This window comes from Pseudomonas moorei, assembly GCF_042846945.1.
Lineage (GTDB): Bacteria > Pseudomonadota > Gammaproteobacteria > Pseudomonadales > Pseudomonadaceae > Aquipseudomonas > Aquipseudomonas moorei.
This window is the reverse complement of record NZ_AP035776.1, coordinates 4,851,007-4,865,712: the sequence shown is the minus strand read 5'-3', so window position 1 is coordinate 4,865,712 and position 14,706 is coordinate 4,851,007. Positions and strand designations below refer to the sequence as shown.

The 14,706-nt window shown below is 59.6% G+C and carries 8 protein-coding genes and 2 pseudogenes; 4 read left to right on the top strand and 6 right to left on the bottom strand.

The window, feature by feature from the left end; all coding sequences use genetic code 11:
• Positions 1-41: 41 nt before the first annotated feature.
• From tnpC to tnpA, 3 genes and pseudogenes are all read right to left on the bottom strand, one after another.
• Positions 42-788, bottom strand: a pseudogene (tnpC, locus tag ACGJAX_RS22885) (IS66 family transposase); the annotation flags it as partial.
• Positions 789-844: 56 nt separating this feature from the next.
• Entirely contained in the window at positions 845-997 is a 153-nt protein-coding gene (gene tnpB, locus ACGJAX_RS22880) for an IS66 family insertion sequence element accessory protein TnpB (protein ID WP_390956270.1), read from the bottom strand.
• A 142-nt stretch (positions 998-1,139) separates the two neighbouring features.
• Positions 1,140-1,457, bottom strand: coding sequence for an IS66-like element accessory protein TnpA (tnpA, locus tag ACGJAX_RS22875; protein WP_390956269.1), 318 nt, complete (start codon positions 1,455-1,457; stop codon positions 1,140-1,142).
• Positions 1,458-1,559: 102 nt separating this feature from the next.
• Here tnpA and ACGJAX_RS22870 point away from each other — a divergent pair.
• Positions 1,560-1,937: pseudogene (locus ACGJAX_RS22870) on the top strand (MgtC/SapB family protein); the annotation flags it as partial.
• A 510-nt stretch (positions 1,938-2,447) separates the two neighbouring features.
• On the opposite strand, the gene ACGJAX_RS22865 reads toward ACGJAX_RS22870, so the two are convergent.
• Positions 2,448-2,615, bottom strand: a complete 168-nt coding sequence (locus tag ACGJAX_RS22865) for a hypothetical protein (protein ID WP_390956268.1) — start codon at positions 2,613-2,615, stop codon at positions 2,448-2,450.
• Positions 2,616-2,800: 185 nt separating this feature from the next.
• Between ACGJAX_RS22865 and ACGJAX_RS22860 the strand changes: the two genes are divergently transcribed.
• The 3 genes from ACGJAX_RS22860 to glgB all read left to right on the top strand — a co-directional run bounded on the left by ACGJAX_RS22860 (position 2,801) and on the right by glgB (position 10,449).
• Complete coding sequence (locus ACGJAX_RS22860) at positions 2,801-4,798, top strand: maltotransferase domain-containing protein (RefSeq protein ID WP_390956267.1); 1,998 nt, start codon at positions 2,801-2,803, stop codon at positions 4,796-4,798.
• A gap of 75 nt (positions 4,799-4,873) precedes the next feature.
• Positions 4,874-8,215: a maltose alpha-D-glucosyltransferase gene (gene treS, locus ACGJAX_RS22855; protein WP_390956265.1), complete on the top strand. Its 3,342-nt coding sequence runs from the start codon at positions 4,874-4,876 to the stop codon at positions 8,213-8,215.
• 2 nt (positions 8,216-8,217) lie between these two features.
• Entirely contained in the window at positions 8,218-10,449 is a 2,232-nt protein-coding gene (glgB, locus tag ACGJAX_RS22850; protein ID WP_390956264.1) for a 1,4-alpha-glucan branching protein GlgB, read from the top strand.
• A 119-nt stretch (positions 10,450-10,568) separates the two neighbouring features.
• Here the strand turns inward: glgB and ACGJAX_RS22845 are convergent, their stop codons facing one another.
• Together ACGJAX_RS22845 and ACGJAX_RS22840 are read right to left on the bottom strand one after the other, a co-directional pair.
• Complete coding sequence (locus ACGJAX_RS22845) at positions 10,569-11,636, bottom strand: autotransporter domain-containing protein (RefSeq protein WP_390956263.1); 1,068 nt, start codon at positions 11,634-11,636, stop codon at positions 10,569-10,571.
• A 313-nt stretch (positions 11,637-11,949) separates the two neighbouring features.
• Positions 11,950-14,499 carry an autotransporter outer membrane beta-barrel domain-containing protein gene (locus tag ACGJAX_RS22840; RefSeq protein WP_390956262.1) on the bottom strand — a complete coding sequence of 850 codons (2,550 nt, stop codon included), beginning with the start codon at positions 14,497-14,499 and terminating at the stop codon, positions 11,950-11,952.
• Positions 14,500-14,706: the final 207 nt, after the last annotated feature.

Below are 14,706 nucleotides of genomic sequence, written 5' to 3'. Positions count from 1 at the left end.
ATGAAGAGGATGTCCGTTGGCGTTTGGCAATTCCTTTGTTTCTAGATGTCCGGCCAACACGCCTTGCGTGATTGAATGGGCGCCCATCGATGCGGCAGCAACTCCTTAATCTCACTCGCCCGCTGCGTCGGCAGGCGAGTCAGAACATCCTTCAAGTAAGCATACGGATCATGCCCGTTCATGCGCGCAGACTGGATCAAACTCATGATTGCTGCCGCCCGTTTGCCGCTGCGCAGTGACCCGGCGAACAACCAGTTGGAGCGCCCAAGTGCCCACGGTCTTATCTGATTTTCGACCGCGTTATTGTCTATGGGCACAGCGCCGTCCTCTAGATATCGAGTCAGTGCCATCCAGCGCTTGAGGCTGTAATCCAGAGCTTTGGCGATAGCCGACCCTTCGGGCACAAGGTCGCGCTGGGCCATCATCCAGGTATGGAGTGCGTCGATAAGGGGCCCCGCTTTTTCCTGACGTACTCGCCAGCGTTCTTCGTCGGTCATCTCTCGCGCCAGCCGTTCAATTTCGTACAACCCACCAATTGAGTGCAGCGCCTGCTCGGCCAGTTGGCTTTTGTTCGTCGCGTGCAGATCAAAAAACTTGCGGCGGGCGTGGGCCATGCCGCCGATTTCAGTGATGCCTTGCTGGAAGCTTGCTTTGTAACCACCAAAATCATCGCAAACCAGCTTGCCATTCCACGCGCCAAGGAAGTTGCGTGCATGCTCTCCCGCACGGCTTGGACTGAAGTCATAAACGACCGCCTTGAGCCCCGAATATGGCGTAGTGCAGTAGGCCGAGGCGCTAATTACAGCTTCTAGAGCAATGTGATTGCACCGCCAGCTCCAACGCGTTACCAAGGCAGTCCGAGCACCAAAGCCTGAAGTTGCTCGGCATCCAGCTCCATCTCGCAGCCTAGTCGAATGCCTGGCCAGTGAAACTTTCCTTGGTTCAATCGACGAGCAGCCAGCCAGACGCCAATCCCGCCATGCACCAGCACTTTCATACGAGTGGCGCGGCGGTTGGCAAACAGATAAGCACAGTGCGGCTTCGCGCACCGAACACTGCGATCACTCTGGCTAACGCGGTCTCGGTGCCGGCACGCATGTCCATGGGCTCGGTGGCAAGCCAGATGGCGTCGATGCGAATCATTGCGTGAGTCCACGGACAAAGCGGGCGCAGCCTTCAGGATCAGACATCGGCCATTTCACCGTGATCGATTGCTCGCCAAGCGGCAGCTCAATAATCGCCAAAGCTTCCGTCTGGCTCTTGGGTGCAGCTCTCAACGGAACGAAAGCCGGAAACGCTGCTGGCGGCTGGTCTCGGTAAAGCGGCAGCCACTTGCGGATCACGTTGGGGTTGATGCCGTGGCTGATGGCGACGCTGGATAGGGTTGCGCCCGGTTGCAGGCATTCCTGAACAACCTGGGCCTTGAAGGGTTTCGGATAAGAGCTTCGATGGCGCATGGAAATCCTGACGTTAAGGCCGATGGCGTCCGCTTAAAAATACGCGGACACCATCGCCCTTAATGCTGGAGTTCGGAAGGTGACTTCCCCAGACGCTTACGCATTCTCGGCTTCGAACGCGAGAGCAAGGGCAAGGCCGCAGGCGTACGTACCCATATGCTGGTGGCACTCGGCGCGGCGCTATTCGTATTGGTGCCACAGATGTCCTGTTCCCAGGCCGATGCCATGAGCCGGGTTGTGCAGGGCGTCATCGCCGGCATCGGCTTCCTCGGCGCCGGCACCATCCTGAAAAACCAGGAAGGCGACGAAGGCCACGTCAAAGGCCTGACCACCGCCGCCGGCTTATGGATGACCGCCGCCATCGGCGTCTCCGCCGGGTTGGGCAGGGAAGCGACGGCGGTGTTCAGTACAGTGTTGGCGCTGGTGATTTTCAGTGTGGTGCCGAGGATTGTTCGGCTGATTGAAAAACCTGATCCTTAAGCGCTGCCTACATCCTCACTCTGGGTGATATGCACATAGGGCGTCGGGCTTGAATCGTACTCGTCACTCTTGCTACCCAACAGCTCGTGTTGGCCAAAGTCGATACTTTGGTGAAGTGAGCACATCTCCAGCTCACTAATGATTGAGCTTCTATGGGTTTTTTCTCGAAGGTCGCACTTACTTTGAGGATAAAGAAGATCGTATTTGCATAATTTCAACATGTGGCCAGCCATCATTCATTCGTCCATGGTTGAACGCCTTTGCTCGGGCGCTCGCTCTGTTAATGAAGCGGTTGACGCTGAAAAATACGATGCTCATGGCTGATGACGCTCACGGCAGTAGGGGGATGGCTATCTAAACGGATGTATCGACTATTGGTAAGGGATAAGGCTGGCGCAAAGGTCGCTTTAGGAGCGGGACTACAGGCTTTTAGGAATAGTCATTCCTTTTTCCAGTTCAATCGACCCCACGCGAGGCTTGGGGTCGATTGATTCAAACGAACGGCTGTCATCACTCAGGATTCACAATCACCGGCGGCATGGTCGTCGGTGGCTCCTCCCGTGGAGGCGGGTTAGTGCCCGGCGGCTCCTGCTCGGGAACAGGTTGCGGATCGGTCGGTGGGATTACCGGATTGTCGATGTTCGGATCGGGTGTTTCTCCAGGGAATGGATTGGTCATGGTCTAGCCTCCAGTGGCACATGGCGTGAGTCGTGCTTAAGTTGATTGACCGCCACGCTACGGATTTGATTCCGGCCAATTATCGATGAACTTTTCCGGGCGCCCGGCGCTCGGAACCTAAGTGAGTTAATCGGGATGACAACCAGACACAAGAGCGTCCATGGGGCGTAATGGAGAGATGCTCGATGACGACTGAAAAACCGACAGAATTGAGCTACAACCCGCACATGCCGCTGTCGCAGGCTCTATTGCTGCCACGGATCGTGATTGAAAACACCATGCCGACCCTCGACGGCGGGCAATTCGCTGTCAAGGCGGTGGTGGGTCAGGACGTGGTGGTCACCAGTAAAGTGTATGCCGACGGCCATGACCGGCTCGCGGTACGGGTACGTTGGCGCACCGAGGGCGATGAGGTCTGGCACAGCGAAGTCATGACCGCCCTGGGCAACAATGGCTGGCAAGGCCGCTTCCGCGTCGAAGACCAGGGGCGTTATGTGTTCTGTATCGAGGCCTGGATCGATCAATTCGCCAGTTTCCTTCATGAGCTGGAAAAAAAGCACATGGCCTCCGTCCCCGTCAGCCTGGAGTTGCAGGAAGGTCGCCTTCACGTTCAGCAAGCGGCCGAGCGCACCGAGGGGCAACTGAGCGAGCAACTGGCGGCGCTGCACCATGAATTGTGCGGATTGCTCGAAACCGAGCAGGTCGCGTTGTTTCTGCACCACCGTAGCGCCGGGTTGATGGCCCAGGCCGATCACCGTGCTTACCTGAGTCTGAGCCCCGAGTTTCCGGTTGATGTCGAACGCGAACTGGCGCAGTTCGCCAGTTGGTATGAATTGTTCCCACGTTCGATCACCGATGATCCGGCTCGCCACGGCACCTTCAACGACGTGCATTCGCGTTTGCCGATGATTCAGGACATGGGCTTCGACGTGCTCTATTTCCCGCCGATTCACCCGATCGGTCGCAGCTATCGCAAAGGCCCGAACAATTCCCTGACCGCCGGGCCTAACGACCCGGGCAGCCCCTACGCCATCGGTAGCGAAGAGGGCGGCCATGAGGCGATTCATTCGCAACTGGGCACCCGTGAAGACTTCCGCCGACTGGTGGTGGCCGCGTCTGAATACGGTCTGGAAATCGCCCTCGACTTCGCCATTCAGTGCTCCCAGGACCATCCATGGCTACAGCAGCATCCCGGTTGGTTCAACTGGCGCCCTGACGGTACGATCAAATACGCCGAGAACCCGCCGAAAAAATACCAGGACATCGTCAACGTCGATTTCTACGCCGCCGAGGCGATTCCCAGCTTGTGGGTTGAATTGCGCGATATCGTGGTGGGCTGGGTCGAGGAGGGCGTGAAGCTCTTTCGCGTCGACAACCCGCACACCAAACCGTTGCCGTTCTGGCAGTGGCTGATCGCCGATGTGCGTGCGTTGTATCCCGAGGTGATTTTCCTCGCCGAGGCCTTTACCACGCCGGCCATGATGGCGCGTCTGGGCAAGGTCGGTTACTCCCAGAGCTACACCTATTTCACCTGGCGTAATACCAAACAGGAACTGGCGACCTATTTCACCGAGCTGAACGAGTCGCCATGGCGTGAATGCTTCCGGCCAAACTTCTTCGTCAACACGCCGGACATCAATCCGGCGTTCCTGCACGATTCCGGGCGACCCGGGTTTCTGATTCGCGCGGCACTGGCGACCATGGGCTCGGGGTTGTGGGGCATGTATTCCGGGTTTGAGTTGTGTGAGTCGACAGCGATTCCGGGCAAGGAGGAATACCTGGACTCCGAGAAGTACGAGATCCGCCCGCGGGACTTCACCGCGCCGGGCAACATCATTGCGGAGATTGCCCAGCTCAATCGCATCCGCCGGCAAAACCCTGCGCTGCACACGCATTTGGGCCTGAAGGTCTACAACGCCTGGAACGACAACATTCTGTATTTCGGCAAACGCAGCGTCGATGGCAGCAATTTCATCCTGGTGGCCGTCAACCTCGACCCGCATCACCCGCAGGAGGCGAATTTCGAATTGCCGCTGTGGGAAATGGGCTTGCCCGACGATGCCACTACCCACGGCGAAGACTTGATGAACGGTCATCGCTGGACCTGGTACGGCAAGTACCAGTTCATGCGGATCGACCCGGCGCATCAGCCGTTCGGGATCTGGCGGATCACCGCGTCCTGAGTCCACCACAGGTAATAACCAAAATTGAATGGGTGATCGGCTCAGAGGTTAGTTCGAATGCGAAAGGAGTTTCCAATGGCGAAGAAACCCAAGGCAGCCACCTTCATCAAGGACCCGCTCTGGTACAAGGATGCGGTGATCTATCAGGTTCACGTCAAATCGTTTTTCGACTCCAACAATGACGGGATTGGCGATTTTCCCGGCCTGATCGCCAAGCTCGATTACATTGCCGACCTCGGCGTCAACACCATCTGGCTCTTGCCGTTCTACCCCTCGCCACGGCGCGACGATGGCTATGACATCGCCGAATATCGCGGCGTCCACAGCGACTACGGCACCCTGGCCGACGCCAGGCGCTTTATCGCCGAGGCGCACAAACGCGGCTTGCGGGTGATCACCGAACTGGTCATCAACCATACCTCCGACCAGCACGCCTGGTTCCAGCGCGCACGCAAGGCCAAGAAAGGTTCAGCGGCGCGGGATTTCTACGTGTGGTCCGATGACGATCAAAAGTACGACGGTACGCGCATCATTTTTCTCGACACCGAAAAGTCCAACTGGACCTGGGACCCGGTCGCCGGCCAGTACTTCTGGCACCGCTTTTATTCGCACCAGCCGGACCTGAACTTCGATAACCCGCAAGTCATGAAAGCGGTCCTGTCAGTGATGCGTTACTGGCTCGACATGGGCATTGACGGTCTGCGCCTCGACGCGATCCCGTACTTGATCGAACGCGACGGCACCAACAACGAAAACCTGCCCGAGACACACGACGTCCTCAAGCAGATCCGCGCTGAAATCGACGCCAATTACCCGGACCGCATGTTGCTGGCCGAGGCCAATCAATGGCCCGAAGACACGCAATTGTATTTCGGCGACACCGACAAACAGGGCCTCAACGGCGATGAATGCCACATGGCCTTTCACTTTCCGCTGATGCCGCGCATGTACATGGCGCTGGCTCAGGAAGACCGCTTCCCGATCACCGACATCCTGCGCCAGACCCCGGAAATCCCGGCCAATTGCCAGTGGGCGATTTTCCTGCGCAATCACGATGAACTGACCCTGGAGATGGTCACCGACAAGGAGCGCGATTACCTGTGGAACTACTACGCGGCTGATCGTCGTGCGCGTATCAACCTGGGGATTCGCCGGCGCCTGGCACCCTTGATGGAGCGTGATCGACGGCGGGTGGAGTTGCTCAACAGCCTGCTGCTGTCGATGCCCGGCACACCGACGCTGTACTACGGCGATGAAATCGGCATGGGCGACAACATCTACCTCGGCGACCGCGATGGCGTACGCACGCCGATGCAATGGTCGATCGACCGTAACGGCGGCTTCTCCCGCGCCGATCCGGCGAGCCTGGTGCTGCCGCCGATCATGGACCCGCAATACGGCTATCTCTCGGTCAACGTCGAAACCCAGGCCGGCGACCCGCATTCGCTGTTGAACTGGACCCGGCGGATGCTCGCGGTGCGCAAGCAATCCAAGGCGTTCGGGCGCGGTACCTTGAAAATGCTCTCGCCGAGCAACCGCAGGATCCTGGCCTACACCCGCGAATTCACCGGGGCGGACGGCAAGCACGAAATCATTCTGTGTGTGGCCAACGTGTCGCGTAGTGCGCAGGCGGCGGAGCTGGATCTGTCGGCCTACGTCGGCATGGTGCCGGTGGAGATGCTTGGCGGTAACGCGTTTCCGCCGATCGGACAGCTGAATTTTCTCCTGACCCTGGCGCCTTATGGCTTCTATTGGTTCGTATTGGCCACGGAAAACCAGATGCCGAGCTGGCACGTGGAACCGGCCCAAAGCTTGCCGGACTTCACCACGCTGGTCCTGAAAAAACGCATGGAAGAGCTGCTCGAAGCCCCGGCACGCGACACGCTTGAACAGGACATTTTGCCCAACTGGTTGCAAAACCGCCGCTGGTTCGCCGGCAAGGACGCGGCCATCGACCAGGTCCACCTGGCCTATGGTGTGCGTTTTGGTGATGCCACGCACCCGGTGCTGTTGAGTGAAATCGAAGTCTCCAGCGGTGGGCAGACCAGCCGTTACCAACTGCCGTTCGGCTTCATTGCTGAAGACCAGGTCGGGACGGCACTGCCGCAGCAGCTGGCACTGTCACGGGTTCGTCGAGGGCCGCAGGTCGGCTTGATCACCGATGCCTTCAGTCTCGAGAATTTCATCCACACCGTGCTGCAGGGTATGCAGGACCATCTGGTGCTGCCGTCGGACGGTGGCGAGATCCGCTTCGAGCCAACCGCCGAACTGGCCAAGCTGGGGCTGACGGCTGAATCGGAAGTGCGTTACCTGTCTGCCGAGCAATCGAACAGTTCAGTGGTGATCGGCAACAGCCTGGTGTTGAAGCTGATCCGCAAAGTCGCCGCCGGTGTGCACCCGGAACTGGAGATGAGTGCCTATCTGACACGCGCCGGTTTCCGCAACATTTCGCCGTTGCTGGGCGCGGTGGTACGCCGGGATGCCAGGGGCGAGGACAACTTGCTGATGATTGCCCAAGGCTATTTGAGCAATCAGGGCGACGCCTGGGAGTGGACGCAGAACAACCTGGAGCGAGCGCTGCGCGATGAGTTGGCGGACGCCATGTCCGAGCAGGAACAACACTACAACGCGCTCGGTGAATTGAAAGATTTCGCTGCCATGCTGGGGCAGCGCCTGGGGGAAATGCACCAGGTGCTGGCGGCGCCGAGCGACAATCCGGATTTCGCTCCGCACGTCACTACGCAAAAAGAGGCACAGGCTTCGGCCAAGGATGTCGTGGCACAAATCGAGCATGCGTTGAAGTTGCTTAAAGACCATCAAACCGAACTGAACCCGGCGGACAAAGGCCTGGTCAGCCGTTTACTGGACAACAAAAAAGCCATCCTCAGTCATGTGCAGGCACTGGGCAAAAAATCCGTGGGAGGACTGAAGATTCGCGTGCACGGCGACTTGCATCTGGGGCAGGTACTGGTGATCAAGGGTGATGCGTATCTGATCGACTTCGAAGGCGAACCGGCGCGACCGTTGCATGAACGTCGTGGCAAACACAGTCCATTTAAAGATGTGAGCGGCGTTTTGCGATCTTTCGACTACGCTGCGGCCATGGCCATCAACGTGCATAACGTTGATAACACTGCCGAAGCCCGCGCGGCTCGCCAACGGGTTTCCGATCGCTACTTGAGCGAAGCGCGGCAAGCATTTGTCGACGCTTATCGGCTGGCGGCAGCTAGTCTTGGCCATGCATGGCAAGATCCTGAAGGCGAGGACGCCGCGCTGGCGTTGTTCGGTCTGGAGAAGGCAGCGTACGAAGTGGCCTACGAGGCAGAGAATCGCCCCACATGGCTGTCCGTGCCGTTGCACGGTTTGTACGGGTTATTGAATGGGCTTAAACCCTTTTCCGATCTTGGTGGAGAGTAGTCATGAGTTTCTCGAACAAGGAACAGGGTCAGTATGAAGAAGCACTGCTACCCAGGGCGCGGGACATTGATGCGCTGGTGCGCGCCGAGCATCACGACCCCTTTGCAATACTCGGTCCCCATGGCGATGGCGCCGGAGGACAGTTCATTCGGGCTTATCTGCCGGACGCCTTGAGCGTGCAGGTGGTGGCCAGGGAGTCGGGAGAAGAACTCGGTCACCTGGAGTTGACTCAGACACCGGGACTGTTTGTCGGGCATTTCGACCGGGCGCAACCTTATCTGCTGCGCACTCGCTGGGCTGGCGGCGAACAGATCGCCGAAGACCCGTACAGTTTCGGTCCGCTGCTCGGTGAAATGGATCTCTACCTGTTCGCCGAGGGCAATCACCGCGACCTGAGCAGTTGCCTGGGTGCGCAGCTGATGACGGTCGACGGTGTCGATGGCGCGCGTTTTGCCGTATGGGCGCCGAATGCCCGGCGGGTGTCGGTGGTCGGTGATTTCAACGTCTGGGATGGTCGCCGCCATCCGATGCGTCTGCGTCATCCCACGGGTGTCTGGGAGCTGTTCATTCCGCGCCTGCAAGCGGGGGAGGCGTACAAGTACGAGATTCTTGGCAAGGACGGGATTCTGCCGCTGAAGGCCGACCCCATGGCCCTCGCCACGTCGCTGCCGCCGGACACCGCCTCGAAAGTGGCGTCACCGCTGAAGATCGACTGGCAGGACCAGGAATGGATGCAGTCCCGTGGCGAGCGTCAGCGTCCGACAGCCCCCTTGTCCATATACGAACTGCACGCCGGCTCGTGGCAATGCGAGCTGGATGATCTGGGCGAAGTGGCTCGCCAGTACACCTGGCCGGAGCTGGCCGAGCGGCTGATTCCGTATGTGAAGGAGCTGGGTTTCACCCACATCGAGCTGATGCCGATCATGGAGCACCCGTTTGGCGGATCGTGGGGCTATCAACTGCTCTCGCAATTCGCCACCAGCGCCCGCTACGGCACCGGGGATGAGTTCGCGGCGTTCGTCAATGCCTGCCACCAGGCCGACATCGGGGTGATCCTCGACTGGGTGCCGGCGCATTTCCCCACTGACACCCATGGCCTGGCGCAATTCGACGGCACTGCATTGTACGAGTACGGCAATCCCCAGGAAGGCTTTCATCAGGATTGGGACACGCTGATTTATAACCTCGGCCGCACCGAAGTGCATGGCTACATGCTGGCGTCGGCGTTGCACTGGCTCAAGCATTTTCATGTCGACGGCCTGCGGGTCGACGCCGTGGCGTCGATGCTCTATCGCGATTACTCGCGCAAGGCTGGCGAATGGGTGCCGAATCGCCATGGTGGTCGAGAAAACCTCGAAGCCATCGACTTCCTGCGTCACCTCAACGACGTCGTGGCCCTGGAAGCGCCGGGTGCCCTGGTGATCGCCGAGGAGTCCACCGCATGGCCAGGCGTCAGCCAGAGTACGCAACAGGGTGGCCTGGGCTTCGCTTACAAATGGAACATGGGCTGGATGCACGATTCATTGCATTACATCCAGCAGGACCCGGTGTACCGCGCCCATCATCACAACGAGCTGAGTTTCGGCCTGGTCTACGCCTGGTCCGAGCGCTTTATCCTGCCGATCTCCCATGACGAAGTGGTGCACGGCAAGCATTCGCTCATCGACAAGATGCCCGGTGACCGCTGGCAGAAATTTGCCAACCTGCGGGCTTACCTGAGCTTCATGTGGGCGCATCCCGGCAAGAAACTGTTGTTCATGGGCTGTGAGTTCGGCCAATGGCGCGAGTGGAACCACGACCAGCAACTGGATTGGTACTTGCTGCAGTACTCCGAGCACAAAGGTGTTCAGAAACTGGTGAGCGACCTCAATCGGCTGTACCGCGAAGAGCCGGCGCTGTATGAGCAGGATGATGTTCCCCAAGGCTTCCAGTGGTTGATCGGCGACGATGCGATCAACAGCGTGTATGCGTGGTTGCGCTGGAGCAAGGACGGCAGGCCGGTGCTGGTGGTGGCGAACTTCACCCCTGTACCGCGTGAGGCTTATCGCATCGGTGTTCCGTTTGCCGGGCGCTGGACCGAGTTGATGAACAGTGATTCGGCGACCTATGCCGGCTCCAATTACGGCAACAGTGGCGGGGCATACACCGAGGAGGCGCCCAGTCATGGACAGGCGTTGTCATTGGTGCTGAATCTGCCGCCCCTGGCCGTGTTGATGTTGCGCCCCGAAGGCTGAACCGAAAACGCTTGCCTGCATCGCGAGTGAACTCGCTTCGACAGGGTCCATGTGACCCTTTTGGAGCGCGTTGCTCGCGATGGCGTCGCCCGCTCAGCAGTCTTTTCGAGGTCTGATCCTCACCACCGCATCCGCACACCCAGGCTGGCGATCAACCCGTTCAAATCATTCTGGTCGACGTCACTGCTGTAATCGGCGCTGACGTACAGGCTTACGGTCGGGGTCATTCTGGCCACCAGACCCAATCCCAGCTCTACCGTCGAAGAATTCCGGCTGCTGCTGATCTTGTCGACCTGATCCAGGGTCACGGTATTGCCGGTGTTCACTGTGTGCCACAAGTTGGTCCGCACATAGGGTTCCACAGGCAGGCCATTGAAGTCGTAACTCCCTTTCAGTTTGGCGCCGACCCGGCCGCTCCACGACGACAAGTCAGTGGAAGAGGCATTGCCCGAGCCTGCGTAAGGGGTGTCCAGGGTGATCCGTTGATTGATCAATTGCGCCTGGGGTTCAACCACCCAGTGTTCGCCAAGACCGATGGGGAAACCACCTTCCATCGACAGCGTCATCGCGCTGCCCTCGGCGGCTTGCCGCACACCCTGTTCGTTGCGGGTATAGCCATTGACCCGGCCGCCACTGGCCGTCAAGTCCACGTGCCAGCCTTGTGGCCCGATCAGGCTCCAGTAGGCGCCGAGGCTTTGGCCTTGCAGGCTGAAGGTGTCGCTGTTGGAGTCTGATTGGACGCGATTGGTGAACAAGCCAGTGCTGTTGCCCTGGATCATGCTGGTGCCGCCGATCAGGCCAACCCGCTGAGTACGGCCACTGCCGCTTTCCAGGGTCATGAGCGCCGGGCCTTTCACTTCACCGGCAGCGGAAGTGGAGATGCCTTCGGCTAGAACGTCGTTTTGTGCCTGGCGCGAGGCCTGTCCATACACCTGATCCCAGGCGGCAGGCGAGGCATCTTCGGTCGTCAGGTGCGAACTTCGCAGATCGGGCATGGCGCTGAAACGGCCGGGATACGTGGAGACTTGTGCGGGCATGGAGAGCATCGGGACGTCCTGGCGATACCAGGGCGAAATATCTTCCTCGACAGGCGAGGCCTGTACTTCCATGGAAGAGCACAGCAGGAGTGAGCTCGAGACTGTGCAAAAAGTGATTTTGATCTCTTGTTGGGTGAGTGAAGTTTTCATGGGGGTCTACCTTGCAATCGCATGCCATTCTCGCTTTGCCGTCTCTCCTACCCCGAGTGAGGGGCGACCGATGGATGGGGGCAAGCCGGGGCCCGCCCGTGTTCGCGGGTGACTTGGGGGCTTGCCCCTGATTGTGGTTCCGGGGGTAGTAACGTGAATTCAAGGAGACCCCTGGCACTGCGTCAAGAAAATGGCCGATAAGTGGTATGGGTATTTTAGGGCTTATAAGTGACTGATTTTTGTCGTCTCTCTAAGTTCTTGTTAAATGGAAAAAACAAGGAAAAAGCCCTGAAATAGAGCCATTGCTCGGTATTTACCAGCTCACCCGGATACCGGCATTACCGATCATTCCCCGCAGTTGCTGACTGTCGAGGTTGCTGGAGTAATCGGCACTGGCGTACACACTGACGTCGGGGGCGAGCGTCAGGATGGCGCCGACGCCGAGGTCGGCCCATGAGGATTTCTGTTGCGTGTCGATATCGGTGACTCCGGCAAATCTGACTGTATCGGTGCCCGAAAGGGTGTGCCACAGGTTAGCGCGCAGGTAAGGTTCGAGCGGCAGGCCACTGACCTGATAACGGCCCTTGAGTCGGGCGCCGAGCCGACCGGTCCAGGCCGGATCGGAATCGAACGTCACCCGGGAGATGCCGTCGTCCTGAGTGTCGAGGGCAAGGTTCTGATGGATTACCTGCGCCTGGGGTTCGATCACCCAACGGCTTGCCAGCGGGAACGGGTAACCGGCTTCTGCCGACAGCGACAGCACATGTCCTTTGCTATCGAGCTTGAGGCCGCGATCGGAATGACTGTCGCCGTCGAGCCAGGTGTACATCGCCACCGTGTCGACGTACCAGCCCCCGGCGTCGGTCAGGGTCCAGTAAGCGCCAAGACTGTCCCCTCGCAATTCAACCTTGCCCGCACGCTTGCCTTCGAACCCTTCGTTGAAACCGTCGACGTCGCCCTTCAAGCGGCTATGGCCGACGAAGAATCCGCTGCGTTGGGCATGCCCCCCGGACGTCAGCGAGCTGTACAGGTCGTTGCCCACCTGGAAGCCGTCCAGCGAGCCATCGAGCCGTGGCGTGACGGTGCCGGCCCAGGTCTGGTCTACATCCTTGCCATAGACCCGACCCCAGCCAGCGCCGAAGGCCCCGGTTTCGCTCAGCAGACGCTGATCACCCTGGCGATCGTGGAATGTACCAAGGGCGGTCAGGGCCAGTTGCGCAGCGGCCGGTGGCAATACGGACCAGACCGGGACTTCCGCGCGGTACAGGGGAATCGCGGCGGCACCGGGCTGGGCAACGGGCAGCGGCGGACTACCGGCAGCGGCGACCGGCGTGGCCACCAGAGGCACAAGAATCGGCGGCAGGGCCGGGTCGGGATTAGGCTCCGCGACCAGCGGCGCCGCGACGACAGAAGAGCGCAGGTACCAACTGTTTTCGCTGCCGGCTGTGATGCCGCCCTTGTACAGGACGTAATTGAAGGCGCCCGCCGACACTGGGGTTTTCAGGGTAAAGGCGCCGTTGTCGCTGATCGCCGTCCCCTGGGCCTGAACAACCTGAATGCCATTCTGCTGGGTCAACGCGCCAGCGCCACCGAGGTTACTGATGCTGATCGAGGTGCTGCCGGTCAAGGTGCCATCGATGACCACCAGTTTGTCACTGGGCGAATTGTCGTCGCCCAGAGCGCTTTGCAAAAACAGTTGCCCGTTGTTGCCCGAATAATTGCCCTGCACGGCAAGCACATCGTTGGTGCGCGTATTGCCGTTGCTCAGGTCAATTACCCCGGCGTTATTCAGGGTCGCGCGCTGCCCCGGGGTGAAGGGCACGATGCCGCCCTGGCTGGACGTCAGTACGCTGCTTCCATCGATGTTGAATGCACCCGTGCGGCTGCCGCTGTCGCCGAGCACGAAGTTGCCGGTGAGGTCGAACCGCGAACCGTTGTTCAGGTTAACGGTTTCCCAGTTGATGTAACGGGCGGCGCCGGCGGATGTGGTGTGATCAAAGGTCAACTGATCGGTGCCCGGGCCACCGTCGAGGGTTGGGGTCAGGGCGAGGGTGGTTTCAGTCAGGTTGCGCACAATGGCCTTGTCATTGTCATCGCCCATCAGGATTGCCGAACGGATAATGCCGCCGCCGTCCCATAGAAAGGTGTCATTACCCGTGCTGGCGCGGATTTCGCCGACGACCTCGCCGCCTGTCACGGTGATGCTGTCGTTGCCACCGCTGACGCTGATATTGCCGCCAATCCTGCCGCCGGAAACGATGATGGTGTCGGTGCCGAAACCGGTGACCAGGTTGCCCAGGATCTGTCCGCCCGAGAGATCGAACAGATTGTTATCGAGTTTCATGTCGACCCGGCCAATGGTGCCGCCGGTCATTTTGGCGGTGTCGCCATCCTCGAAGGCGCCGACGATGGTGCCGCCGGTCATGAGGAAAAAATCGCGACTGTCGCCTTGGGCAAGGGACTGGATGGTCCCGCCACTCATCGTGAAGTGATCGATGCCATTGCCCTGGTTGACTGCGCCTGTGATTTGGCCGGCAGTGATGTTCAGGGTATTGGCGCCGTCCCCCTGATTGAGCGAACCGAGAATGCGCCCCGAGTTGAGGTTGACGGTATCGTTGCCGGCGCCAAGCGTCACATTGCCATTGATGGTACCGGTGCCATTGGCGGGAAACGTCAGGGTGTTGTTGCCGGCCAGATCGGTCAGCGGTCCATTGCTGGCGCTGTCACACACGAAGTTATCGTTGCCGGCGGTGGGGATGAGAGTGCAGGCGGCGTGGGTGGGAGCCGACCCGCCTGCACACAGCCAGAGGAAAAATACACAGGCGCTGAAACGGTACTTGGGTAGATCTGACCATGGATTCATGCTCGTCTCCGCATAGGGATCGGCGACTGACCCGCCACGGCGTCAACATTGGCCAGGCGTCAGTCACCTTCGGCAGCGCGAGTTGCGAGACAGCATCGGAAGGCAATCTCCCGTCATCCAGAACCTTCGGCAACGACGGCTACGGTGGTTGCATGTCCGTAGGGCCAGCCCCAGGGACATGGGCAACGTAGCAGCAGCGCTTAGCGG

Excerpts from the sequence above, each read along its gene's own strand:
- tnpB (WP_390956270.1), bottom strand. The coding sequence starts at position 997 with ATGAAAGTGCTGGTGCATGGCGGGATTGGCGTCTGGCTGGCTGCTCGT.
- tnpA (WP_390956269.1), bottom strand. The coding sequence starts at position 1,457 with ATGCGCCATCGAAGCTCTTATCCGAAACCCTTCAAGGCCCAGGTTGTT.
- ACGJAX_RS22865 (WP_390956268.1), bottom strand. The coding sequence starts at position 2,615 with ATGACCAATCCATTCCCTGGAGAAACACCCGATCCGAACATCGACAAT.
- ACGJAX_RS22860 (WP_390956267.1), top strand. The coding sequence starts at position 2,801 with ATGACGACTGAAAAACCGACAGAATTGAGCTACAACCCGCACATGCCG.
- treS (WP_390956265.1), top strand. The coding sequence starts at position 4,874 with ATGGCGAAGAAACCCAAGGCAGCCACCTTCATCAAGGACCCGCTCTGG.
- glgB (WP_390956264.1), top strand. The coding sequence starts at position 8,218 with ATGAGTTTCTCGAACAAGGAACAGGGTCAGTATGAAGAAGCACTGCTA.
- ACGJAX_RS22845 (WP_390956263.1), bottom strand. The coding sequence starts at position 11,636 with ATGAAAACTTCACTCACCCAACAAGAGATCAAAATCACTTTTTGCACA.
- ACGJAX_RS22840 (WP_390956262.1), bottom strand. The coding sequence starts at position 14,499 with ATGAATCCATGGTCAGATCTACCCAAGTACCGTTTCAGCGCCTGTGTA.